This window comes from Stutzerimonas stutzeri SDM-LAC (genome assembly GCF_000235745.1).
GTDB lineage: Bacteria > Pseudomonadota > Gammaproteobacteria > Pseudomonadales > Pseudomonadaceae > Stutzerimonas > Stutzerimonas stutzeri_H.
Genome location: NZ_AGSX01000004.1, coordinates 47,961 through 69,340 on the forward strand (window position 1 = coordinate 47,961; position 21,380 = coordinate 69,340).

Below are 21,380 nucleotides of genomic sequence, written 5' to 3' on the forward strand. Positions count from 1 at the left end.
CAGCTTTGCCAAGGCTTCTGTCGGCTGCGTGCGCGGCAACATCAGCAAAAACTCCTCGCCGCCGATACGGAATGCCGCATCGGTGTTGCGTAGCTCGCCTAACAGGAATGCCGCCACGCCCTTCGCTTGTCCTGCCGGTTTGATTACTCGAGTGAGGTAACCGGCTCTGAACTAACAGCGGCTGGATTCTTCCTACCTACTGAATCCTTTTGCAATGGAGCAATACGCGCCATATGGTTTTTCTCGTGTTGGGAATTGTGCTCTTTCTGATTACGGCGATGGATATCATCAAAACCACACTGTCGACGCGAGGCGGTGGGCCTATTACCAACGCGGTTTCCAGGATGGTATGGCGTTGCTTCTTCAACGTTGCGGGACGGCGAGGGGAGTCCCGACTGTTGGAATATGCCGGGCAGTGCGTGCTGCTGTTGGCGCTGCTCACCTGGATTGTCAGTCTATGGCTCAGTCTGTTTTTGATGCTCGCGTCGGATCCTGCCTCGGTGGTGAACGACACGACCAAGCTCGCCGCGGACCTCTGGGAAACCTTGTACTACGCCGGTTTTACACTTTCGACGCTGGGAGTTGGCGATTTCGCAGCGTCAAACGATGCCTGGCGAGTACTGACCAGTGCTGCAGCCTTCTGTGGACTGACCTTCATCACGGCTGCGATCACCTACATCGTTCCGGTACTGTCGGCTGTCAGCCTGCAAAACCAGCTCAGTCTGCTCATCAGCAGCATGGGCCGGACGCCACAGGAGATCCTCATCAACAGTTGGAACGGGTCTGACTTTTCGCGTTTCTATGACAATGCCAGCAACATCCGTCAGATGCTGGTTGAGCACACCCTCAATCATCAAGCCTATCCGGTGATTCGTTGCTTTCATAACAAACAGACGGAGAAAAACGTCATACCTGCCGTGGCGAGCTTGCACGAGGTATTGCAGTTGCTCGAAGGGGTTGCTGGAGAAGTGCCGCAAGATACGCTGAAGCACAAAATGCTCGTTTCAGCGTTGGACCATCATATCGAGGTGCAACGTTCCAACTACCTCGGCCGCGTGGATAGCCACGCCAATGCTCCGGTGATGGATCTAGCGTCACTCAGAGAAGCCGGAATACCTCTCAGGTCGAACGTGGACCAGTTGCTCAACGCAACTGAGCGGCGCCGTTTGTTGGGCGCTTTACTGGCCGCCGATGGCTGGGGATGGCATCACGTGTACCGCAGCTGTTGACGTCAGTGTGTTCGCCTAAAGCTCGACGTCTTTAGGACCCGGAGTCATAACACCGGATAAGCTCGAGCGCTGGCCGCCGGAACCTTGGTTGATCACGCTGAAGCTGCCATCTGTCTCCAGAACGACCGCTTCAACGTCATCGATTGCAGAAGATCCGCTGGATCGGATCGCCGCGCGAATTTCATCTTCCGTTACCCGAGCGGCGCGCATTGCGGTGTTCAGCATTTGACCTTGATACAGCAGCAGTGCTGGCTCGCCGGTGACGAGCTTGCGTACCCAACCGACTCTGACGCTGGACCAGGTGACCAGGTACTGCAAACCGATCAGAAGCGCTAAAGCCAAGGTGCCTTCGGCGAGTGATACCTTGCTGTTAAGCAGAATGGTGGCGAACGTGGAACCCAGAGCTACCGTGACAATTAGGTCGAAAGCGTTCATTTTCGATAGTGTGCGGCGACCGGAAATACGTAGCAGCACGATCAGGTTGATGTAAGCCAGGACGCCAATGACCAGGGTGCGGACCAGTGTCGACCAGCCGCTGAAGAACATACCTTCCACATCTATCTCCTTTGGAGTCTGCCCTTGGTAGACGCCAACCGAGGTAGATGGGTTGCACATTCAGTACGAGGAAGAGAGCATTCCTTCGTATCGACCAAGTGCGTTGTCAGCTGTCCAGCCTTTTGGCCGGGACGATCCGGTCTTGCAGAACGCGTTCGGCGTCGTCACCCAAGGCAAGGAATACTCTAAGTGCGGCGTAAGCATCGTTCGCCGCGTACAGCCGCTGCGCATCGGTTAGAGAACGGTTGCTCCAGTTCGAGGTAGATACGCTGCGCGATTTGCTCACTCGCATACCCAATACGGCTGCAACCGCGCCGCGTAGTCCGACCTGCCCCTTTTTGCCTTGGTAGCGCAGGGTAGTGCCCAGGTCGATGAAGTGCTGCATCTCGATACCCAGGCGGTTGCGCAAACGGCTGCGGTCGGTGCTCAGCCCGAAGCCCACCTTCAACACCCTATCTGACTGGAGCACTGCGCTGACGGCTTCCCTGCAGCCATCCGAGTCCACCTTGAACAGATAGGCTTTCTCGGGGCTGGCAAACTGAATCAAGTGCGGCCCCGTCGATAGTTCGCCCACCTTGAAGGTCGGTTTTGATTCGGTATCAAAGCCGACCTGCGGCCAACCGAGCAGTTCATCCTTGGCTTGGCTAAAGGCTTCGGCGGTTTCGGGCATGATGATCTGATCGAGATGAAGGCCATCGAAGCGGGGCAGGACGTCCAGTTCGACGACCTGCGGAATACGGATGAAGGGCATGAAGGGTTCCGGCAAGCGCTGACAAGAGCAGCGGGGTGCAGTGGCTTCGCTGATGCAGGCGAGACTAGCGCACAACGCGCCCAGACGCATGTTTGATGCGTATCCCTTACTTCTCCCAATCCATAGGGCAATCGATGCAGCGATCCATATTGGTACCTTGAAAGGTTGCATAGTGCCGGCGCACGCCAGTCAGGGTGGCCTCTGCGAGGTTGGCATCGTTGAACTTGCCTTCTTGCAGGTTCGCGTCAGTCAACGTTGCGCGTGCAAGATCGGCCTTGCTCAGCCAGGTCATTTCAAGGTTGGCGGCGGTTAGATCCGCGCCCTGCATTTTCGCCCCGCTCAAACGCGCAAACTCGAGATTTGCCGCGGTCAGGTCAGCCCCGTTGAACCGTGCGGCCTGAGCGAACAGGCCCCATCCCTGAATTGCCACCAGGTGGGCATTGGTGAGGTTCGCCACCCGCAGGTTGGTTTGTTGCAGGCTAGCGCGGGTGAGGGTCGCGCCGGTCAGGTCAGCCTTTTCAAGATTAGCCAGATCGAGATTCGCATGACGCAGGTTGGCACCGGCCAGATTGGCACCGGCCAGGTCCATCTTGCGCATGTCCTGATTGCTCAGGTCTGCATTACGTAGGTCGGCGTTGAGGCATCTGCTTTCTGGCTGGATGACGCAGCCATTGATGACTGTTGGCTGATCGTCGTCAGCGAGCAGCGACGTGCTGGCGAGCAATGCAAGGGGCAGCAAAAGAAGAATCGGGTTCATGGCAGCTCCGTATTCGAAGGGGAGAGGACAGCTGATGTGTGACGGCTCGATGAACCGGAGAGCGCCAACCCTTGCGGTTCAACCGAGCTGGCAACGCCAGCTGTCCAGCGCGGGAGACTGCGCCGCATCACGGCGCAGCCCAGGCTTAGCGTTTGGCGGTCTGCTTGTCCCAGCTCGGGATCCGGAACACCCAGAACGAGCCGCCTTGCGCAACAGGCTTGGTCAGCGCTGCCATGTCACCGCCCCACAGCGGTACGGCGCCGCCGTAGCCGACGGTCACACCGATGAATTGCTCACCGTCCTGCTCCCAGGTGATGGGCGGGGCGATGATTCCGCTGCCTGTCTGGAATTTCCAGAGCTCTTCGCCGGTTTTGGCGTTGAAGGCTTTCAGGTAACCATCACCGGTCCCGGTGAATACCAGGTTGCCCTTAGTGGCAAGCACGCCCGCCCAGAGCGGCAGCGGCTCCTTGTGTTCCCAGGCGACCTTGCCCGTTGTGGGATTCATGGCGCGAAGAATGCCGACGTGATCGTCGTACATGCGCTTGATGCGAAAGCCCTGCCCGAGGTAGGCATTACCCTTCTTGTAGCTGACTTCTTCGGTCCAGTAATCCTCTTTCCAGTGGTTGGCCGGCACGTAGAACAGTCCTGTGTCCTGGCTGTAGGCCATGGGATTCCAGTTTTTGCCGCCCAGAAAGGGGGGTGAAACCTCCACTGCTTTGCCATGCGCTTCGCCAGGCTCCGGCATGGGTGGGCGCTGGCCTTCGTTCTCGACTGGCCGACCGGTCTTCAGGTCGATGTGGCTGGCCCAGGTGATGTTATCGACGAAAGGAAAGGCGTTCTGCAGCTTGCCATCGTTGCGATCGACCACGTAGAAAAAGCCATTGCGATCGGCGTGAGCCGTGGCCTTGACGGTTTTTCCTTCCTTGTTTTTGTAATCGAACAGAATCAGCTCATTGTTGCCAGAGAAGTCCCAGGCGTCGTTGGGGGTGTGCTGATAGAACCATTTCACTTCGCCCGTCGAGGCGTCCACGCCGACCTGCCCTGAGGTATAGAGGCTGTCGTAGTTTTTCGGCTCGCCGCCATCAGCGGTACGCGCCCAACCGTTCCAGGGCGCCGGGTTGCCTGCGCCTACGATGATGGTGTTGGTTTGCGCATCGAAGCTCGCGCTCTGCCATGGGGCACCGCCGCCCTGGCTCCAGGCTTCTTTCTTGCCGGTGGGTGAATTGGGATCATCCGGCCAGGAAGGCGCTTTCACATCGCCTGTTGGTGTGCTGTCTTGTCCATTCAGCCGCCCCATATGCCCTTCGACGAAGGGGCGCATCCAGACCTCTTCACCGGTGTCCGGATCGCGGGCGAACAGCTTGCCGACAATGCCGAATTCGTCGCCCGAACTGCCGTGAATCAAAAGGACCTTGCCACTCTTCTGGTCTTTGACCAGAGTTGGTGCGCCGGTCATGGTGTAACCCGCGCCGTGGTCACCGAACTTCTTCTTCCAGACGACCTTGCCAGTGTCCTTGTTTAAGGCGACTACCTGGGCATCCAGCGTGCCGAAGTAGATCTTGTCGCCATAGATCGCCGCGCCTCGATTGACCACGTCACAGCAGGGGCGAATGTCCGCGGGCAGGCGGTGGGCGTAGCTCCAGAGACGTTTGCCGGTACGCGAATCGAGCGCGAACACGCGTGAGTACGAACCGGTCACGTAGATGACCCCATCGTGCACGATCGCCTGGGACTCCTGTCCTCGCTGCTTTTCATCACCGAACGAAAACGACCAGGCCGGCGTTAGCTTGAACACGTTTTCGTCATTTACCTGCTGCAGCGGGCTCCAGCGCTGGGCGTTGGTGCCCAGGCCGTACTGCAACACGTTTTCGGTCGAGAGGTGGTCGTTGGCAATGTCGTCCCAGGTGACGTTCTTGGCAGCTGCCAAGCCGCTGAGTGAGAGACCGCCAATCAGAACGGCGATGACGAGGGGGCGTTTGCTGCCCAGGTGGGCTGTAGTTGTCATGGTTGGTTTCCCTTGGTCGATTCGGACGAGGCCAGTTGCTGTGCTCGCTACACGGGTTGTGCGAGAGGCTGGTCAGGCGATTCGATTATTGGGATGGGATCGCGACGGCTGATACGGAAAAGCTCCCGCTGATTCAGGGAAAACTTCCCAATCCGCCTGTGATTTCGGTCTGCTACCTGGGTGCTGCGCCGATGGCGCATGAGGCCCTACTACCAAGGGAGGAGACGCCGACAACCAAAGCAGGATTCTGCCACCTGATCGCAATGCCCAAGATGACCACCATGCGCTCCAACTGGGGCTGCCTTGCTCAGGTATTCGATAACAACGGTGGTAGTCATGAACAATAAAACTGAACTGCGCGCACTCTTTGCTGCTGGTCTGCTCGGCTTCGCTGGCTTTGCCTTCGCCCATGGCGATGTCACGCCGCAAAAGGTGGAAACCAAGGGGCTGACGCCGTTGGGAGAAGAGTGGCTCGATGAAAATCCGTACCGCGCGCCCAGCGATGACTATGACAAGGCTGTTGAAATCGGTTCTTCGGCGTACAACCAGAACTGCGCGCGCTGCCATGGCCTTGAGGCAATCTCTGGCGGCATCGCACCGGATCTGCGTGACCTGGAAGCCAGCTATGACGGTGACGAGTGGTTCAAGGAGCGCGTGATCAACGGTGCCGTTCGCGATGGCGCCGTCTACATGCCCCGCATGGCCGATTACCTCAGCCAGGAAGCACTTTGGGCCATCCGTACGTACGTCGAAAGCGAAGCTGCCAAGCGGTGATCACCATGCGCCAGTTGCTTGCGGGGCTCTGCTTGTGGATGGCCTGTGCGCTGGTACAGGCGGAGGTCGTCAAGGTGCGCGCATTCGATGACATCATCGATTCGGGCGTGCTCAAGGTGGCGATGTACGAGAACTTTCCGCCGTACAGCTTCATGGCCGATGGCAAGCCGCGTGGGGTCGACTTCGAGCTCGCGCAAAAACTGGCGTCCAGACTCGGGTTAGAGATCGAAGTGTTATGGGTAACGCCAGACGAGACGCTGGATGACGACCTGCGCAACTTCATCTGGAAAGGGCATTACCTGCGGCCGAACGTTCTGGCCGACGTGATGATGCGTGTGCCCTACGACCGTGAGTTTTCCTACAAGCAGAACGAGTTGGGCGAGCTGATAAACGAGCTGGTGGTCATGTTTGGCCCGTACCAGCGTGAGCGCTGGCAGTCGGCTTATGACGATCGTCGCCTCGAAGCGCTCCCCAGTGTCGCAGTGTTCCGTTACCACCCGGTCGGGGTGGAAGTGGAAAGCGTCCCCTCGTTCTATTTGTCATCAGTATTCAACGGCAGCATCGCCAAGATGCTGCATCACTACCCGACGGCTCAGGCCGCATTCGCAGCGATGCAGGCCGGGGAAGTTGACGCGACCATGGCCATGCGCGGCGAGATCGACTGGATGCTGGGGCAAGCCAAGGACAGTCATCTCAAACCTGCAGAAAACGCCTATCCGAACATGGGCAAGCAGGTATGGGAGCTGGGCATGGCCGTGCATGAATCCAATCGGCAATTGGCCTATGCGCTCGAGGGTGAGTTGGAAGGCTTGATGAAAGACGGTGCAGTTGAGGCAATCTATGCCGATTACGGGCTGCGCTATGAGTTGCCCGAGCTGTATCAGGTGCAGCTGGGCGAGAACTGATCAGCGCTCTATCCGGCTGCCGATGCCTGCGGGGTCTGTTTGTTGGCGCCGGACGGAGTTCGTGTGTCCTGATCCGTCCGACCGCCAATTTAGTCCGCTGGCCCGGCATGACCGCAGGCCTGCATCCGTGGATGCCGGAAAAACCACACAGCCAGCGGCGTAGCGAGTGCAACCACCACCCAGCCCAGCAAACTGATCGCAACGGGCAGTCCATAGTGGTCGGCGATCCAGCCGACGCCGAGCAGCGGCACGATGCTGCCAACGTAGCCGCACACCAGGTAGGTCGAAATCAGCCCCGAGCGCTCGCCCAGGCTGGCAATACGGTTGACCATGCTGATGCCGGCCAACAGGCACATGCCATGGCCGGTGGCAGCCGCGCAGACGCCGATGATGAATACCAGCGAAGACCCAGCCGTGAAGTTGAGCACGAGCATCGCGTTGCTCAATACCACCGACAACAGGCCGAGCAGCCCGCACCAGCGCAGGCTCATCCTCGCGCAGGCCAGTTGCATCAGGGCTGAAGCCAGCAGGATGACGCCGATGGAGGTGCCGCTCACCACCGGGCCATGCCAGGGCAGCATCTTTTCGAGAAACAGCGGGGCCATCGATGCATAGATGCCGAATACGCCAAAGGCGAAAAAAGGGCAGGCACAGGTCAGCAGGAACGCCAGCGAGTCATGGCGCGCTGCCCAGGTCAGTCGCGGAATGAAGGTGCGCAAACCCAGCGGCGCGGCTGCGCTGAGCTCCGGATGCGGTTTGAGCTGCACCCGCAGCAACGCGTAGATAGCCAGCACGCCCAGAATCAGCGTCGGGATATAGGTGGTTATCAGCGGCTGCGCAAACCATTGGCCAGTAACGCCGCCGGTAAGCGGGCCGAGGCCGAAGCCAAAGGCGAGCAGGAAACTGGTGATCATCGAAATCCGCTGGGACGCGCCGTCACGGGAAATCTGCACCAGGCCCACCGACGCGCTGGTCACGATCAGGCTGGAAGAAAGGCCGACTGCGAAGCGGCCGATATTGAGGCTCGGCAGATTCCACGCCAGCATCGTCACCAGCGTCCCGCCCCAGCCGAGCAGCAAACCACTGAGCATGACCTTGCGAAAACCCAAGGTATCGGACAGTCGGCCCATGAACAGGAGCCCGAAAAGCGCACCTGCCATGTACACGACATAGATCAGTGAGATATCGCTGGTGCGAAGCTGCCACGCCTGCTGATACAGCGGATACAGCGGTGAGATGAGTGCCGTGCCCATGACACCGACGCACATGGCGAAGCACACCCAGGGAAATGGGGACCAGGTTTGTTTCATTGATAAAGCCCGATTTGACGTGAGAATGGCGTCTTTCCAGCGCGGCCCGCATGGAGACATGAACGCTCCGATCACTAGGCGCCTACTGTATCGACTCGAAGTGAAGTCCGGGCACTCATTCGCTCGGTGATTAACGACCCATGAGCCCGCGTTTCAGTCTGTGACCTTCCTTGCGCAACGCGGTGCCTAGCGTAAGGTCAACTCGTCACCGCGCTCCTCCTGCCAATCATCGAGGCTTGGGGCTGCCGCTTCACCATCCATGCGGTGGATGATGGTGAAATAATCCTGCTTGAACCTGTCCTGCATGATCTCCTCACGCGATCGGACCCGCACGGCGTAGATGCTCTGGACATTCTGATGATCGAAGCTGCGCCAGTACTGTTCATCCTTGAGCAGGCTGTAGCGATGGTCTTCAAGCGTCTTGATGACTTTCTCACTGTGCAAGCTGCCTGCACGCTGTACGGCCGCAGCCCATTGCCGAACGATGGCGTAGGCGGATGCGGCTGTACTGTCGGGGTAGCGCTGATGCTGGGCGATATAGGCATCGACGAAGGCCTGCCCCTGTTCGCTTTTGACCAGGGCCGGGACGCGCCAGGTCCAGGCTGCCGTGCCAATGACGTGCTCCATGACCTGCGGGCCCGCCTGTTCAACGATGCTGCCGGTCAGGTTGGGGACGATGATCTGCATCCGCTGGTCGAGCTTGAGGTCATGCGCCAGACGCATGGTCTGCACCAGATCCTGGCCGAGCAGGATGACGACCAATACATCGGCGTCACTGGCCGCGGCCTTCTTCAGCGCGGCGCGATATTCCTCATGATGCGCCCCCCTGGCACTGATCCGCGAGAAGCCGTGGCGAGCTCGGTCCCGGCTGCGGGTGGCTTCGCGCAATGCCTGTTCCATGCTGTGGCCCCAGGTGTCGTCGAGGCTGACGTAGTGGTAGCGACGGTTCGGCAGATGCCAGCTCAAGTACTCGCCTAGCACGCGTGCACTCATCAAGGCGCTGTTGGTTTCGCGAAACAGGTAACGCTGCCCATCGTGTCCGGTGATCGCGTTGGCATACCCCAGCGTGGGGAAAAACAGCATGCCCAGCTCGCGGGCGCGCTGGCCGGCAGCCACGGCTTCCTCGCTGGTAGCGCCGCCAAACGCCATCGCGGCGCCTTGGGCGGCGAATTTGTCGATGTTGGCCCGCGCCTTTTCTTCACGGGCGGCCGAGTTGCGGCTGATCAGCTCGAGCGGCCTGCCCAGCACACCGCCCTGTCGGTTGATGGTCTCGATGGCGAGGAGGGCGCCGCGGCGCAGCTCAAGCCCTTCACTCTTGTAGTTGCCGGTGCTTGGGTAATTCAAGCCCAGACGAATTGGCTGGGCGGCGTTGGCGGTGGCAGCCCATGCCAACAGGATGCTGCAGATGATGAGGCGATGCATGGCTCGTGTCCTTGTGAGCGGAGGGGCATCCGTTGTAAGCCTCAAAGGCGGCGTGAGGAATTGTCTTTTCGGGCACACCGGCTTCAACTTCGGTGCCGGTGTGGTCGCCCGGATTGGCCAGCAGGATGCAAGGATGACGGGGCTTGCGCGGAGTATTGCTACCAAGGGAGGAGGAAAATCGGTACTGCGTGTAATTGTTGCAGGAGCGGCCAGAACCAAGAATCGCCACTAGACCGGGAAAACTTCCCGGCGACGATAACAATGAACCCGTAGAGGTAGCCGCAATGAAGCACACCGGTCTTCGCAAGCCCTTCGCCCTGACAGCGCTTTGCGCCGCCATGGCCGTGTCCAGCGTGTCGGCATGGGCAGTCACCGATCAGGAAATTCTCGATGACGCCAAGTCCACAGATCAGATCGTTACCAACGGCCTGGGGCTGCAAGGCCAGCGCTACAGCACCCTGGATAGCCTGAACACTGAGAACGTCGCTCAGCTGCGCCCGGTCTGGGGCTTTTCCCTGGGCGGCGAAAAGCAACGTGGCCAGGAAGCGCAGCCACTGATCAAAGACGGCGTGATGTACCTCACCGGCTCCTACTCGCGCGTGTTTGCGGTCGATGCCCGCACCGGCAAGGAACTGTGGCAGTACGACGCTCGCCTGCCGGACGGCATCATGCCTTGCTGTGACGTGATCAACCGGGGCGTCGCCCTGTATGACGACCTGGTGATCTTCGGCACGCTGGACGCCAAGCTGGTCGCGCTGAACAAGGACACCGGCAAGGTCGTCTGGAAAAAGACCGTGGCCGACTACAAGGCCGGCTACTCCATCTCCGCCGCGCCGATGGTGGTAAAAGGCAAACTGATCACTGGCCTGGCCGGCGGTGAGTTCGGTGTTGTAGGCATGATTCAGGCGTTCGATCCCAAGAATGGCGAACTGCTGTGGACCCGTCCGACCGTCGAAGGTCATATGGGCTACGTGATGAAGGACGGCAAAAAGGTCGAGAATGGCATTTCGGGCGGCGAAGCCGGCAAGACCTGGCCAGGCGACCTGTGGAAGACCGGCGGTGCAGCGCCTTGGCTGGGAGGCTACTACGATGCCGACACCGACTCGCTGCTGTTCGGCACGGGTAACCCGTCGCCTTGGAACTCGCACCTGCGCCCCGGTGACAACCTCTATTCCTCATCGCGCCTGGCGCTCGACCCCGATGACGGCTCGATCAAATGGCATTTCCAGTCCACGCCACATGACGGCTGGGACTATGACGGCGTGAACGAGCTGATCTCCTTCGATTACCAGGAAAACGGCAAGACCGTCAAAGCAGCCGGTACCGCGGACCGCAACGGCTTCTTCTACGTACTGGATCGCACCAACGGCAAGTTCATCCGCGGCTTCCCGTTCGTGGACAAGATCACCTGGGCCAAGGGTCTGGACAAGGATGGCCGTCCGATCTACGACGACGCCAACCGTCCCGGCGCGCCGGGAGACGCTGACAAGGGCAAGTCCGTTACCGTGGCGCCATCGTTCCTCGGCGGCAAGAACTGGATGCCGATGGCGTACAGCCAGGACACTGGCTTGTTCTATGTGCCGTCCAACGAGTGGGCGATGGACATCTGGAACGAAGGCGTCGCTTACAAAAAGGGCGCGGCCTATCTGGGTGCCGGCTTCACCATCCATCCGCTGAACGAGGACTACATTGGCGTACTGCGCGCCATTGATCCGAAATCTGGCAAGGAAGTCTGGCGTTACGAGAACTACGCACCGCTATGGGGTGGTGTTCTCGCCACCAAGGGTAATCTGGTGTTCACCGGCAACCCGGAAGGCTTCCTGATGGCGTTCAATGCCAAGACCGGTGAGAAGGTTTACGAGTTCAACACCGGCTCCGGCGTGATCGGCTCTCCGGTCACCTGGGAAATGGACGGAGAACAGTACGTATCGGTGCTTTCCGGCTGGGGTGGTGCAGTCCCACTGTGGGGCGGCGAGGTTGCCAAGCGCGTCAAGGACTTCAACCAGGGCGGCATGGTCTGGACCTTCAAACTGCCGAAGGAACAGGTCGTAGCCAAGCGTTGATCTGAGACTCCAAACGAAGGGCCGGCTGCTATAGCCGGCCCTTTGCGTTTACGGAGCCATCGCCTGACTACAAGGCTGATACTGGAGCATCGGCCGGCCATTTGAGGGCATGCGCCTTCAACTGCACAGGCACGGCACGCTGTCGTTATGTATCGAGCGACGACCGATAGCGCTTCATTCCCGCAAGGCTCGCAGCAAGTGGCGGGCCAGCCAGGGGCCTTGATGAAGCAATGCCGCATGGACCTGTACCAGTTGCGCGCCGGCGTTCAGGCGCGCCTGAAGATCGGCGGCGCTCTGAATTCCTCCAACCGACATCAGCGTAAGTCCCTCACCGCAGAAGTTGTGCAGATGCTCGATCTGCTCGCAGGCCTGCGCCTGTTGACGCTGGTCTTGCCAGTCGCGGTAGCGCTGACGGGTTGCAGGCGGTCCGGGATCATGAGCGGCGAGCAGACCATCAAAGCCTAGTTCCAGCAGCAGGCCTGCGAGCGAAAACGGAATTTGCGCTGGCAGGCAGCGTAGCTTGGCAACCAACGGAACCCGGCGGCCCCCCACTTGGTTCAGTTGCTGCTGTTGATGGCGAAGCGCGGTGAGCAATTGGAGCAAGCGCGCGTTCTGTCGTAACAGCGATGCACTGGCCGGCCCGATCAGGTTAAGCACCAGGTAGTCGGCATGCGGCCAGGCGTTACACAGCATGGCGCACGCTTCGGCCGTTGATTGCGTTGCGTCCAAGGTCAGGTTGATGCCAAGACGCGCGTCACCGTGGCGTGCAGGCGCCAGGCTGGCAACCTGATCGAAGGCCAGGCTGCCGATTTCATTGAAGCCGAAACCCAATGCAGCAACCCGACGACCGAGCCGGCCGTTGCGGTCGAAGCCGGCGGCGATGCCCAATGGCGAGGGGAAGTGCAGGCCCATCGCCGTTACCGGGCGGTTGATCGCACGGCTGGGCATGTGGCACGCGATATCGACGAGACCCAGTGCGAGTCGCTGTGCCAAGCGCTTGCGCAGGACGTCAAAGTCGATGTTTTCAGCCATGGATGCGTTCGAACCGGGTCATGAAGTCCACCAGTCGATCCACGCCTGCCAGCGGCATGGCGTTGTACAAACTGGCGCGAATGCCGCCTACGGCAGCGTGCCCAGCCAGATGATGCAGGCCGCCACGCTCGGCTTCGGTAAGAAACGCCGATAACAGGTGAGGATCGCGGAGCTCGAAACAGACGTTCACCTTCGAGCGATCCGCGACGGGCTGCTGGCAGCGATATAGGCCGCTGTGATCAATGCAGGCGTATAGGCGCCGGCTTTTTCGCTCCGTCGCTGCCGCCATCGCGGCGAGGCCGCCCTGATGCTTGATCCAGCGCAGCATCAGGTTGGCGACGTACAGGGCGAAGGTCGGCGGAGTATTGAAGCGGCTCTGTTGCTCGGCCTGTACCGCATAACTCAACGCCGAGGGCAGCGAAGGCCGCGGCGGTTGCAGTAGGTCGTCGCGCACGATCAGCAGGCACAGCCCGGCGACACCAAGATTTTTCTGCGCGCTGGCATAGATCAGGCCGAAGCGTTCGACCGGGATCGACCGGGTAAGGAAATCCGACGTCATGTCGGCAACCAGTGGCACCGACAGCTCCGGGAAGTGCGGTAGTTGCAGGCCGTTACCGGTTTCGTTACTGGTGATATGGCAGTAGCCGGCGTTCGGGTCGCACTGCCAATCTTCGGTTGCCGGTAGCGTGGTGAAATTCTGTGTCGAGCCACTGGCGATGACACTGACAAGGGCGTGTCGACGGGCCTCGACGATCGCCTTACGCGCCCAGTGACCACTTTCCAGATAGTCGGCGCTCTGCCCGGGCCGCAGCAGGTTGAGCGGCACAAGGCCGAACTGCGCTGAGGCACCACCCTGCACAAACAGCACCCGGTAGTTTTGCGGAATCGACAGCAGCGTGCGCAAATCCTGTTCGGTCTCGGCCATCAGCTGCTTGAATGCGGAGCTGGTGAACGGCTGCTCAAGGATCGAGAAGCCACTGCGATTCCAGTCCGGCAGTTCGTCGTGGATCTGCGCCAATACCGCGCTCGGCAGCATCGCCGGGCCAGCGGCAAAACTGTAGCGCTCAGACTCAGAAGAGATGCAGGCCATGACCACTGCTTGCCATCAAAAACAGGAGGGGAAAGGACAGGATGGTATTGCTGCGTGAGGAGAGAAAGGTGATCCGCGAGCAGCGTACCCGCTCCTCCAATGTCGCAGGTATGAAGCCGAGCAGCTTCTTCTGATGCGGCCAGAGCACCAACCAGAGGTTGAGCAGCATCAGCGTGCCAATCCAGGCGCCTAGGCCGATCACCGCCAGCGGCCCCTGCAATAGCAGCGCATCGGCCAGCCAGCCGCGCTGCCACAGCATGAACATGCCAGACACCCAGACCACGACCGAGGCGTAGCGGAAGATGCCATGCTCACGCTTCATCCGCGCTTCAAGGTCGCGATTGAGCGTGGCGGCGTCGATGCCGTTCTGCAGCGGCACGAAGCGCGGGTTCTGGATGAAATTGGCGTAGTTGTGGCCGACCCAGACCAGCGCGAACAGCAGATGCGCATAGCGAGCCAGCACATCGAGCACAGGCAGTTGCATCGGCGCCTCCTAGATCAGCACGCGCAGCAGCAGGTAGCAGCCGAGTGTCAGCGCGAGCCCTGCGCTAACGGTGCCACCAAACGAGTCATGGGGTAGTTTCAAGGTCCACCCCCTGGCTGGCCTGACGAGCGATCAGCGTGCCTTGCGGGCGGGTGGCATCCTGCGCCAACTCCACGGCCTGGCGAATCAGCTGGTGATGGGGTGATTTGCTGCACGCCGGGTCAGTGTTTGCACCGTTGCCGGTCAGCAGCAGCGCCTGGCAGCGACAGCCGCCGAAATCCTTTTCTTTTTCGTCACAGCTGCGGCAAGGCTCGGGCATCCAGGCATCGCCGCGGTAGAGGTTGAATACCGGCGAGTCGTGCCAGATCTGCTCCAGCCGTTGCTGACGCACGTTGGGAAAGGCGAGGTCCTTGAAGTTGGCCGCCTGCGAGCAGGGCAGCACGTTGCCGTTCGGCGCGATGGTGACGTGTATGGCGCCCCAGCCATTCATGCACGCCTTGGGCCTGCCTTCGAAATAATCGGGGATGACAAAGAAGATGGTCAGGCGGTCACCGAAACGCTTGCGTGCCGCTTGCACCTCGCTTTCGGCTTTCTGCAATTCTGCATGGGTCGGCATCAGTGCATCGCGGTTGAGCAGCGCCCAGTTGTAGTACTGCACGTTCGCCAGTTCGAGGTACTCGACCCCCAGCTCGACGGCGAATTCGATGATGTCCGGGATTTGACTGATGTTCTGACGGGTAATAGGAACGTTGAGCACCATGGGAAACTCCATGGACTTGATCAAGCGCGCCATCTTTATCTTGCGCTCCCACGCATCGACGCCAGCCAGCTGACGTGCCACATCACGGTCGGTCGACTGAAAGCCGAGCTGGATGTGGCGCAGCCCTGCATCTTTCAGAGCGCGCAGCCGCGCTTCGGTCAGCCCGATGCCAGAGGTGATCAGATTGGTGTAGTAGCCCATGCCATCGGCCTCGGCGACCAACGTCTCGAGGTCCTTGCGCAGCGTCGGCTCGCCGCCGGAAAAGCCGATCTGCATCGCACCCATGGCGCGGGCCTGGGCCATCACGTCGATCCATTCGGCGGTGCTCAACTCATCCTGGCGGTACTCAGCAAAGTTGCGCGGGTTGCTGCAGAACACGCACTGCAACGGGCACTGGTAGGTCAGCTCCAGTAGCAACCAGACGGGGTTACCGTTGCCATCAAGCCTTAGCGCGGATCCAGCCTTTGCCATGGGATACCTCCAGGAAATTCAGGACGCCATTGCGGATCGCGTCGATATCGGATGCGTTGTAGCTATGGGCAAGCTGCTTGATCAGCTCAGCGACGTTGGTCTTGCCGTCGCAGCGCTTCAATATTTCTCCGCCGGTGGCGTTCAGTTTGACGATGCCCTCGGGATAGAGCAGTACGTGCGCCTGCTGCGACTCTTCCCAGCGAAACAGGAAAGGCGGGCGGATCTCGTAGCAGCTGAGGGACGAAATGTTTGTTGTTGTCATGTCCTTTATCCTCGCTCGACCGGCGTGAAGGCGGTTGCAATCACGCCGGTCGGGGCTTAGCGCACGTAGACGTACGCGGTGACTTCAAAGCCCAGACGCAGGTCGCAGAAGTCCGGATCGATCCACTGCATGGCATATCTCCTCAGGCAGATGTTTTTCTGGAAAACCAATGTTGCGCCTCGAAGCTAAGGCCCTTTGAGCGGTCGACTAATACGACTTTGGGATCGGTTTTACGGGCAGTTGGTCGCGCTTTTCGGGCGCGCTAAAAATAGTTGCCAGGCGGCTGACTGCCCTTGCGAATGGTCAATTTCGTTGGGTCTGGAGTGGCCTAATCTGGCAGCTTTTTTTCCGGCAAATGGCCCGCTTTTTTTACGCACCAGGATGCATGGCTGCTGTGCACGCACTGTGGCTTCTACTACCAAATGAGGAACGCATCTGTTCCTTGGGGGCATTCCGGCCAAGCGGCTGGACTGCCTAAGATCGCTCCATGTCCTGTCCATGTCCGGTCAGGCTCGACAAGCAGAAAAACTAGAGAGGCCGCTCATGATCTACGCCCAACCCGGTACAGAAGGCTCCGTCATCTCGTTCAAGCCACGCTATGGCAACTACATCGGCGGTGAATTCGTTCCGCCGGTCAAGGGCGAGTATTTCGTCAACACCTCGCCGGTTAACGGTGAAGTCATCGCCGAGTTCCCGCGCTCCGGTGCCGAGGATGTGGAAAAGGCGCTGGACGCTGCACATGCCGCCGCTGACGCCTGGGGCAAAACCTCGGTGCAGGACCGCGCACTGGTGTTGCTCAAAATCGCAGACCGTATTGAAGCCAACCTGGAAAAACTGGCCATCGCCGAAACCTGGGACAACGGCAAGGCCGTGCGTGAAACCTTGAACGCCGACGTGCCGCTGGCAGCCGATCATTTCCGCTACTTCGCCGGTTGCATCCGCGCGCAGGAAGGCAGCGCTGCCGAGATCAACGAGCACACCGCGGCCTACCATTTCCACGAGCCGCTGGGCGTGGTTGGGCAGATCATTCCCTGGAACTTCCCGCTGCTGATGGCCGCCTGGAAGCTGGCGCCGGCGCTGGCCGCCGGCAACTGCGTGGTTTTGAAGCCCGCCGAGCAGACGCCGCTGTCGATCATGGTGTTCGCTGAACTGGTCGGTGACCTGCTGCCGGCCGGCGTGCTGAACATCGTTCAGGGCTTCGGCAAGGAAGCGGGGCAGGCGCTGGCCACCAATACCCGTATCGCCAAGATCGCCTTCACCGGTTCCACCCCGGTTGGTTCGCACATCATGCGTTGTGCCGCCGAAAACATCATCCCGAGCACCGTTGAACTGGGCGGCAAGAGCCCGAACATCTTCTTCGAAGACATCATGAACGCCGAGCCGGCATTCATCGAAAAGGCCGCCGAAGGTCTGGTGCTGGCATTCTTCAACCAGGGCGAAGTCTGCACCTGCCCGTCGCGCGCCCTGATTCAGGAATCGATCTTCGAACCCTTCATGGAAGTGGTGATGAAGAAAATCAAGGCGATCAAGCGTGGCGACCCGCTGGATACCGAAACCATGGTCGGCGCTCAAGCTTCCGAGCAGCAATACGACAAGATCCTGTCGTACATGGAAATCGCCCAGCAGGAAGGCGCGCAGATCCTCACCGGCGGTGCCGCCGAGAAACTCGAAGGAGGTCTGGCGACCGGTTATTACGTGCAGCCGACCCTGATCAAGGGCCACAACAAGATGCGCGTGTTTCAGGAAGAGATCTTCGGGCCGGTGGTCGGCGTGGCGACCTTCAAGGACGAGGCAGAAGCCCTGGCGATTGCCAATGACACCGAGTTCGGCCTGGGCGCTGGCGTCTGGACCCGCGACATCAACCGCGCCTACCGCATGGGCCGTGGCATCAAGGCCGGTCGCGTCTGGACCAACTGCTACCACCTGTACCCCGCGCACGCTGCGTTCGGCGGCTACAAGAAGTCCGGTGTCGGTCGTGAAACCCACAAGATGATGCTCGATCACTACCAGCAGACCAAGAACCTGCTGATCAGCTACGACGTCAACCCACTGGGCTTCTTCTAAGCCCGGAGCTGTTACTCGGAGGACCCGGCGCGTTCGCTCCAGCGCGCCGGTTGACTTGCTCGCACGCTTCAAGTGCGGGGACCACTGACCGGCCGGGCGCGGCCGGTGGTCCATCAACGCAACGCGGCCGCAAGGCCGCGTTTTTTTATGCCCTCGCCAAGTCGCCGAACGCGTATAGCGAACTCCAGTGCCCGTTGCGCCTCAGATTCAGCATGACCCGCGTCTCATGAGGACTTGCTGATGCCCCAATTGCTCGAACCCGCCCAACTGAATCAGCTGCGCCTGCGCAACCGCGCCGTACTGGCTCCGATGACTCGCGTCAGCGCCGAACCGGAGGGGCAACCCAACGAATTGATGCGTGACTACTACCAGGCCTTTGCCGAGGGCGGCTTCGGCCTGTTGATTACCGAAGGCACCTATACGGATACCGCTTACAGCCAGGGTTACCTGAACCAGCCGGGCCTGGCCACCGAAGCACAACGTGACTGCTGGAAGCCGATTGTCAGTGCGGTCCATCAGGCAGGTGCGGCAATCATCGCCCAGCTGATGCACGGCGGCGGACAGACTCAGGGCAACATCCATCACGCCCGTCACGTCGCCCCATCCGCAGTTCAGCCTGGCGGGCGGCAGCTCAGCTTCTACGGTGGCGAAGGCCCTTACGCGACGCCGGCGGAGATGACCGAGGCAGAAATCCAGGAAGCGATTGCCGGCTTCGTCCAGGCAGCAAAACATGCACGCGACGCCGGTTTCGATGGCGTGGAGTTGCACGGCGCCAACGGCTATCTGTTGCATGAGTTCATGACAGCCGAGTTCAATCAGCGCACCGATCGCTGGGGTGGAGACTACAAGGAGAGACTGGCCTTGCCGCTGGAAATCATCCGCGCGGTACGTGAAGCGGTCGGGCCGGACTTTGTCGTGGGTATGCGGCTGTCACAAGGCATGGTCACTGACAGCCGGCTCAAATGGGACGGCGGACTTGAGGCCGCGCGCTATCGTATCGCCACGCTAGCCGCCGCGGGGCTCGACTATATCCACGTGACAGAAACCGACATCAGCGCCCCGGCATTCGAGGAGGGCGAGAGCCTGGCGGCGATCGCTAAAGGCGCCGTCGAAATTCCGATCATTGGCAATGGTGCCATCGGCACCGGTGATCAGGCCCAGCAACTGCTCGACGCCGGCGTGCTGGACTTCGTGGCGATAGGCAAGGCGGCGCTGGCCAATCATGACTGGCCGCTGCGTGTACAGGAACAGGTCCCGCTGACGGCGTTCGACTTCGATATGTTCTCGCCGATGGCGACAATCACCAATGAACTGGCCTGGCGCGGCACCCACGGCCGCTCTGCTGTGCGCCGCTGAGCAGGCAGGTTATCGCGCGTTACGAAAACGGAGGCAGACGAGGCACTACCAATGCAGAGCGCTGTCTCCTTCCAAAGTACCATTCCGCTTTTGACGGATCAGGGTGCTTAATGAGTTGCCGGAATACTTCCGTCATCACAAAAAGAGGAACCAGCCATGTGGACTAAACCTGCTTTTACCGACCTGCGCATTGGTTTCGAAGTCACCATGTACTTCGCCAATCGCTGATTGAACTGCCCCGGCCCCGGTCGGGGCTCCGTTTTTTTGGGAGCTGCCCATGTTCATCCAGATTTTAGGTTCTGCTGCTGGCGGCGGCTTTCCTCAGTGGAACTGTAATTGTGCTAACTGCGCCGGGCTGCGCAACGGCAGCTTGCGCGCCAAGGCTCGCACTCAATCGTCGATAGCTATCAGTGACAACGGCGAGGACTGGATACTGTGCAACGCCTCGCCTGATATTCGCGCGCAGCTTGAATCCTTCCCTAAGCTGCAGCCGGCACGCGGGCCACGAGACACCGCGATTGGCGCCATCATTCTGCTGGACAGCCAGATCGACCACACCACCGGCCTGCTGACACTGCGCGAAGGTTGCCCGCACCAGGTCTGGTGCACGGAGATGGTCCACCAGGACCTCACCACCGGTTTCCCGCTGTTCAACATGCTTGAGCACTGGAATGGCGGACTGCGCTGGAATCCCATCGCGCTGGACGGCAGCTTCCGCATTCCTACCTGTCCGACGCTGGAAATCACACCAATCCCGCTGCGCAGTTCCGCGCCGCCCTATTCGCCGCACCGCAACGATCCGCATCCTGGCGACAACATCGGCCTGCTGATCGTGGACCAGAACACCGGCGGTAAGCTGTTCTACGCGCCGGGCCTCGGCAAGGTCAGCCCCGAACTATTGGAGCTCATGCGCAGCGCCGATTGCCTGCTCGTCGACGGCACTCTGTGGCGCGACGACGAAATGCGGATCCGCGAGGTCGGCACCAAGCTGGGCAGCGAGATGGGCCACCTTCAGCAGAGCGGTCCGGGGGGCATGATTGAGGTGCTCGACAGCATGCCCGCCGCGCGCAAGATTCTCATCCACATCAACAACACCAATCCAATCTTGGACGAGGACTCCGCTGAACGCGCTGTGCTCGACGAGCATGGGATCGAGGTTTCGTTCGATGGCATGAGCATCGAGCTGTAGCCTGCCTCCGCCCGCGATCACCAGAGAACTCAGTGGCTGAAGGTGCTAACCCGTGCCTGAAGGAACAGCCCGCACAACCTGTAAGGAAGTTTTTATGACCCTGCCAGCCATGACTCCGTCCGAGTTCGAAGCGGCGCTACGCGCCAAGGGCGACTACTACCACATCCATCATCCGTTCCACCGCGCCATGTACGAAGGCCGCTCGACCCGCGAGCAGATTCAGGGCTGGGTCGCCAATCGCTTCTACTATCAGGTCTGCATTCCGGTGAAGGATGCGGCGATCATGGCTAACTGTCCGGATCGCGAAACTCGCCGCGAATGGGTCCAGCGCATCATTGATCACGATGGGCAACCAGGCGAGGAGGGTGGCATCGAAGCCTGGCTGCGCTTGGCCGAATCCGTGGGGCTGGATCGCGAACAGGTACTGTCGCAGGAGTTGGTCCTGCCTGGCGTGCGCTTCGCCGTCGACGCCTATGTCAATTTCGCCCGCCGTGCCGTCTGGCAGGAGGCTGCCAGCAGTTCACTCACCGAGCTGTTCGCCCCGACCATTCACCAATCCCGTCTGGACGCGTGGCCACAGCACTACAGCTGGATCGATGCGTCCGGTTACGACTACTTCCGCAAACGCTTGAAGGAAGCGCGCCGCGACGTCGAGCATGGCTTGCGCATCACGCTCGAGCACTACAAGACGCGAGAAGCCCAGGAGCGCATGCTGAATATTCTTCAGTTCAAACTGGACGTCCTCTGGAGCATGCTGGATGCCATGAGCATGGCTTATGAGCTGGACCGCCCGCCGTACCATACGGTGACGCGTGAGCGCGTCTGGCATAAGGGCATCAGCTTCTAGCCGGTTGACTGAACGGCCTGATGAGCCCCGGGGGGCAGCCCACCGCCCCATACC

21 protein-coding genes are annotated in these 21,380 nt (G+C 60.3%); 9 read left to right on the plus strand and 12 right to left on the minus strand.

The window, feature by feature from the left end; translation table 11 throughout:
• The first annotated feature begins 233 nt into the window (after window positions 1–233).
• Window positions 234–1,229 carry a potassium channel family protein gene (locus tag PSTU_RS0100215; protein ID WP_019339036.1) on the plus strand — a complete coding sequence of 332 codons (996 nt, stop codon included), beginning with the start codon at window positions 234–236 and terminating at the stop codon, window positions 1,227–1,229.
• Window positions 1,230–1,244: 15 nt separating this feature from the next.
• On the opposite strand, the gene PSTU_RS0100220 is transcribed toward PSTU_RS0100215, so the two are convergent.
• The 4 genes from PSTU_RS0100220 to exaA all read right to left on the minus strand — a co-directional run bounded on the left by PSTU_RS0100220 (window position 1,245) and on the right by exaA (window position 5,297).
• A complete protein-coding gene (locus PSTU_RS0100220; protein ID WP_019339037.1) occupies window positions 1,245–1,784 on the minus strand; it encodes a DUF421 domain-containing protein in 540 nt (179 codons plus the stop codon).
• Between the two features lie 106 nt (window positions 1,785–1,890).
• The gene (locus PSTU_RS0100225; RefSeq protein ID WP_019339038.1) at window positions 1,891–2,535 is read right to left on the minus strand and encodes a 3'-5' exonuclease; all 645 of its coding nucleotides are present in this window, start codon (window positions 2,533–2,535) and stop codon (window positions 1,891–1,893) included.
• Window positions 2,536–2,641: 106 nt separating this feature from the next.
• A complete protein-coding gene (locus tag PSTU_RS0100230; protein WP_019339039.1) occupies window positions 2,642–3,292 on the minus strand; it encodes a pentapeptide repeat-containing protein in 651 nt (216 codons plus the stop codon).
• 145 nt (window positions 3,293–3,437) lie between these two features.
• Complete coding sequence (gene exaA / locus PSTU_RS0100235) at window positions 3,438–5,297, minus strand: quinoprotein ethanol dehydrogenase (protein ID WP_019339040.1); 1,860 nt, start codon at window positions 5,295–5,297, stop codon at window positions 3,438–3,440.
• A gap of 336 nt (window positions 5,298–5,633) precedes the next feature.
• Between exaA and pedF the strand changes: the two genes are divergently transcribed.
• Both pedF and PSTU_RS0100245 read left to right on the plus strand, forming a co-directional pair.
• Window positions 5,634–6,071, plus strand: a complete 438-nt coding sequence (pedF, locus tag PSTU_RS0100240) for a cytochrome c-550 PedF (protein ID WP_019339041.1) — start codon at window positions 5,634–5,636, stop codon at window positions 6,069–6,071.
• A gap of 5 nt (window positions 6,072–6,076) precedes the next feature.
• Window positions 6,077–6,976, plus strand: coding sequence for a substrate-binding periplasmic protein (locus tag PSTU_RS0100245; protein WP_036992377.1), 900 nt, complete (start codon window positions 6,077–6,079; stop codon window positions 6,974–6,976).
• An 89-nt stretch (window positions 6,977–7,065) separates the two neighbouring features.
• Here the strand turns inward: PSTU_RS0100245 and PSTU_RS0100250 are convergent, their stop codons facing one another.
• Window positions 7,066–8,286 (minus strand): MFS transporter, encoded by a 1,221-nt coding sequence (locus PSTU_RS0100250; RefSeq protein WP_019339043.1) that lies wholly within the window; start codon window positions 8,284–8,286, stop codon window positions 7,066–7,068.
• A 186-nt stretch (window positions 8,287–8,472) separates the two neighbouring features.
• Window positions 8,473–9,708, minus strand: coding sequence for an ABC transporter substrate-binding protein (locus PSTU_RS0100255; protein WP_019339044.1), 1,236 nt, complete (start codon window positions 9,706–9,708; stop codon window positions 8,473–8,475).
• Window positions 9,709–9,992: 284 nt separating this feature from the next.
• On the opposite strand from PSTU_RS0100255, the gene PSTU_RS0100260 reads away from it, so the two are divergent.
• Window positions 9,993–11,771 carry a PQQ-dependent methanol/ethanol family dehydrogenase gene (locus PSTU_RS0100260; RefSeq protein ID WP_019339045.1) on the plus strand — a complete coding sequence of 593 codons (1,779 nt, stop codon included), beginning with the start codon at window positions 9,993–9,995 and terminating at the stop codon, window positions 11,769–11,771.
• 174 nt (window positions 11,772–11,945) lie between these two features.
• Here the strand turns inward: PSTU_RS0100260 and PSTU_RS0100265 are convergent, their stop codons facing one another.
• The 6 genes from PSTU_RS0100265 to pqqA (PSTU_RS22235) all read right to left on the minus strand — a co-directional run bounded on the left by PSTU_RS0100265 (window position 11,946) and on the right by pqqA (PSTU_RS22235) (window position 16,001).
• Window positions 11,946–12,803: a hypothetical protein gene (locus tag PSTU_RS0100265; protein ID WP_019339046.1), complete on the minus strand. Its 858-nt coding sequence runs from the start codon at window positions 12,801–12,803 to the stop codon at window positions 11,946–11,948.
• Window positions 12,796–13,893, minus strand: coding sequence for a 3-phosphoserine/phosphohydroxythreonine transaminase (serC, locus tag PSTU_RS0100270; RefSeq protein ID WP_019339047.1), 1,098 nt, complete (start codon window positions 13,891–13,893; stop codon window positions 12,796–12,798). The genes PSTU_RS0100265 and serC overlap by 8 nt, the downstream gene beginning before the upstream one ends.
• Window positions 13,874–14,377 carry a urate hydroxylase PuuD gene (locus PSTU_RS0100275; RefSeq protein ID WP_019339048.1) on the minus strand — a complete coding sequence of 168 codons (504 nt, stop codon included), beginning with the start codon at window positions 14,375–14,377 and terminating at the stop codon, window positions 13,874–13,876. Before PSTU_RS0100275 ends, serC begins: the two co-directional genes overlap by 20 nt.
• A gap of 85 nt (window positions 14,378–14,462) precedes the next feature.
• On the minus strand, window positions 14,463–15,608 hold the full coding sequence (gene pqqE / locus PSTU_RS0100280; protein ID WP_019339049.1) for a pyrroloquinoline quinone biosynthesis protein PqqE: 1,146 nt from the start codon (window positions 15,606–15,608) through the stop codon (window positions 14,463–14,465).
• Entirely contained in the window at window positions 15,577–15,870 is a 294-nt protein-coding gene (pqqD, locus tag PSTU_RS0100285) for a pyrroloquinoline quinone biosynthesis peptide chaperone PqqD (RefSeq protein ID WP_019339050.1), read from the minus strand. Before pqqD ends, pqqE begins: the two co-directional genes overlap by 32 nt.
• A 56-nt stretch (window positions 15,871–15,926) precedes the next feature.
• Window positions 15,927–16,001: a pyrroloquinoline quinone precursor peptide PqqA gene (gene pqqA, locus PSTU_RS22235; protein ID WP_003282509.1), complete on the minus strand. Its 75-nt coding sequence runs from the start codon at window positions 15,999–16,001 to the stop codon at window positions 15,927–15,929.
• Between the two features lie 412 nt (window positions 16,002–16,413).
• Here pqqA (PSTU_RS22235) and PSTU_RS0100295 point away from each other — a divergent pair, with 412 nt between their 5' ends.
• The 5 genes from PSTU_RS0100295 to pqqC all read left to right on the plus strand — a co-directional run bounded on the left by PSTU_RS0100295 (window position 16,414) and on the right by pqqC (window position 21,326).
• Window positions 16,414–17,934 (plus strand): aldehyde dehydrogenase family protein, encoded by a 1,521-nt coding sequence (locus PSTU_RS0100295; protein ID WP_019339052.1) that lies wholly within the window; start codon window positions 16,414–16,416, stop codon window positions 17,932–17,934.
• A 240-nt stretch (window positions 17,935–18,174) separates the two neighbouring features.
• Window positions 18,175–19,290: an NADH:flavin oxidoreductase gene (locus PSTU_RS0100300; protein ID WP_019339053.1), complete on the plus strand. Its 1,116-nt coding sequence runs from the start codon at window positions 18,175–18,177 to the stop codon at window positions 19,288–19,290.
• A gap of 156 nt (window positions 19,291–19,446) precedes the next feature.
• Entirely contained in the window at window positions 19,447–19,518 is a 72-nt protein-coding gene (pqqA, locus tag PSTU_RS21110; protein ID WP_003253598.1) for a pyrroloquinoline quinone precursor peptide PqqA, read from the plus strand.
• 49 nt (window positions 19,519–19,567) lie between these two features.
• A complete protein-coding gene (gene pqqB, locus PSTU_RS0100305; protein ID WP_019339054.1) occupies window positions 19,568–20,479 on the plus strand; it encodes a pyrroloquinoline quinone biosynthesis protein PqqB in 912 nt (303 codons plus the stop codon).
• Between the two features lie 94 nt (window positions 20,480–20,573).
• Window positions 20,574–21,326: a pyrroloquinoline-quinone synthase PqqC gene (gene pqqC / locus PSTU_RS0100310; RefSeq protein WP_019339055.1), complete on the plus strand. Its 753-nt coding sequence runs from the start codon at window positions 20,574–20,576 to the stop codon at window positions 21,324–21,326.
• Window positions 21,327–21,380 lie beyond the last annotated feature (54 nt).

Coding starts and splice junctions, on each gene's coding strand:
- PSTU_RS0100230 (WP_019339039.1), bottom strand. CDS start 3,292: ATGAACCCGATTCTTCTTTTGCTGCCCCTTGCATTGCTCGCCAGCACG.
- pqqE (WP_019339049.1), bottom strand. CDS start 15,608: ATGGCAAAGGCTGGATCCGCGCTAAGGCTTGATGGCAACGGTAACCCC.
- PSTU_RS0100260 (WP_019339045.1), top strand. CDS start 9,993: ATGAAGCACACCGGTCTTCGCAAGCCCTTCGCCCTGACAGCGCTTTGC.
- PSTU_RS0100295 (WP_019339052.1), top strand. CDS start 16,414: ATGATCTACGCCCAACCCGGTACAGAAGGCTCCGTCATCTCGTTCAAG.
- serC (WP_019339047.1), bottom strand. CDS start 13,893: ATGGCCTGCATCTCTTCTGAGTCTGAGCGCTACAGTTTTGCCGCTGGC.
- PSTU_RS0100215 (WP_019339036.1), top strand. CDS start 234: ATGGTTTTTCTCGTGTTGGGAATTGTGCTCTTTCTGATTACGGCGATG.
- PSTU_RS0100255 (WP_019339044.1), bottom strand. CDS start 9,708: ATGCATCGCCTCATCATCTGCAGCATCCTGTTGGCATGGGCTGCCACC.
- PSTU_RS0100225 (WP_019339038.1), bottom strand. CDS start 2,535: ATGCCCTTCATCCGTATTCCGCAGGTCGTCGAACTGGACGTCCTGCCC.
- PSTU_RS0100300 (WP_019339053.1), top strand. CDS start 18,175: ATGCCCCAATTGCTCGAACCCGCCCAACTGAATCAGCTGCGCCTGCGC.
- PSTU_RS0100265 (WP_019339046.1), bottom strand. CDS start 12,803: ATGGCTGAAAACATCGACTTTGACGTCCTGCGCAAGCGCTTGGCACAG.
- PSTU_RS0100250 (WP_019339043.1), bottom strand. CDS start 8,286: ATGAAACAAACCTGGTCCCCATTTCCCTGGGTGTGCTTCGCCATGTGC.
- exaA (WP_019339040.1), bottom strand. CDS start 5,297: ATGACAACTACAGCCCACCTGGGCAGCAAACGCCCCCTCGTCATCGCC.
- pqqB (WP_019339054.1), top strand. CDS start 19,568: ATGTTCATCCAGATTTTAGGTTCTGCTGCTGGCGGCGGCTTTCCTCAG.
- PSTU_RS0100245 (WP_036992377.1), top strand. CDS start 6,077: ATGCGCCAGTTGCTTGCGGGGCTCTGCTTGTGGATGGCCTGTGCGCTG.
- pqqC (WP_019339055.1), top strand. CDS start 20,574: ATGACCCTGCCAGCCATGACTCCGTCCGAGTTCGAAGCGGCGCTACGC.
- pqqD (WP_019339050.1), bottom strand. CDS start 15,870: ATGACAACAACAAACATTTCGTCCCTCAGCTGCTACGAGATCCGCCCG.
- PSTU_RS0100275 (WP_019339048.1), bottom strand. CDS start 14,377: ATGCAACTGCCTGTGCTCGATGTGCTGGCTCGCTATGCGCATCTGCTG.
- pedF (WP_019339041.1), top strand. CDS start 5,634: ATGAACAATAAAACTGAACTGCGCGCACTCTTTGCTGCTGGTCTGCTC.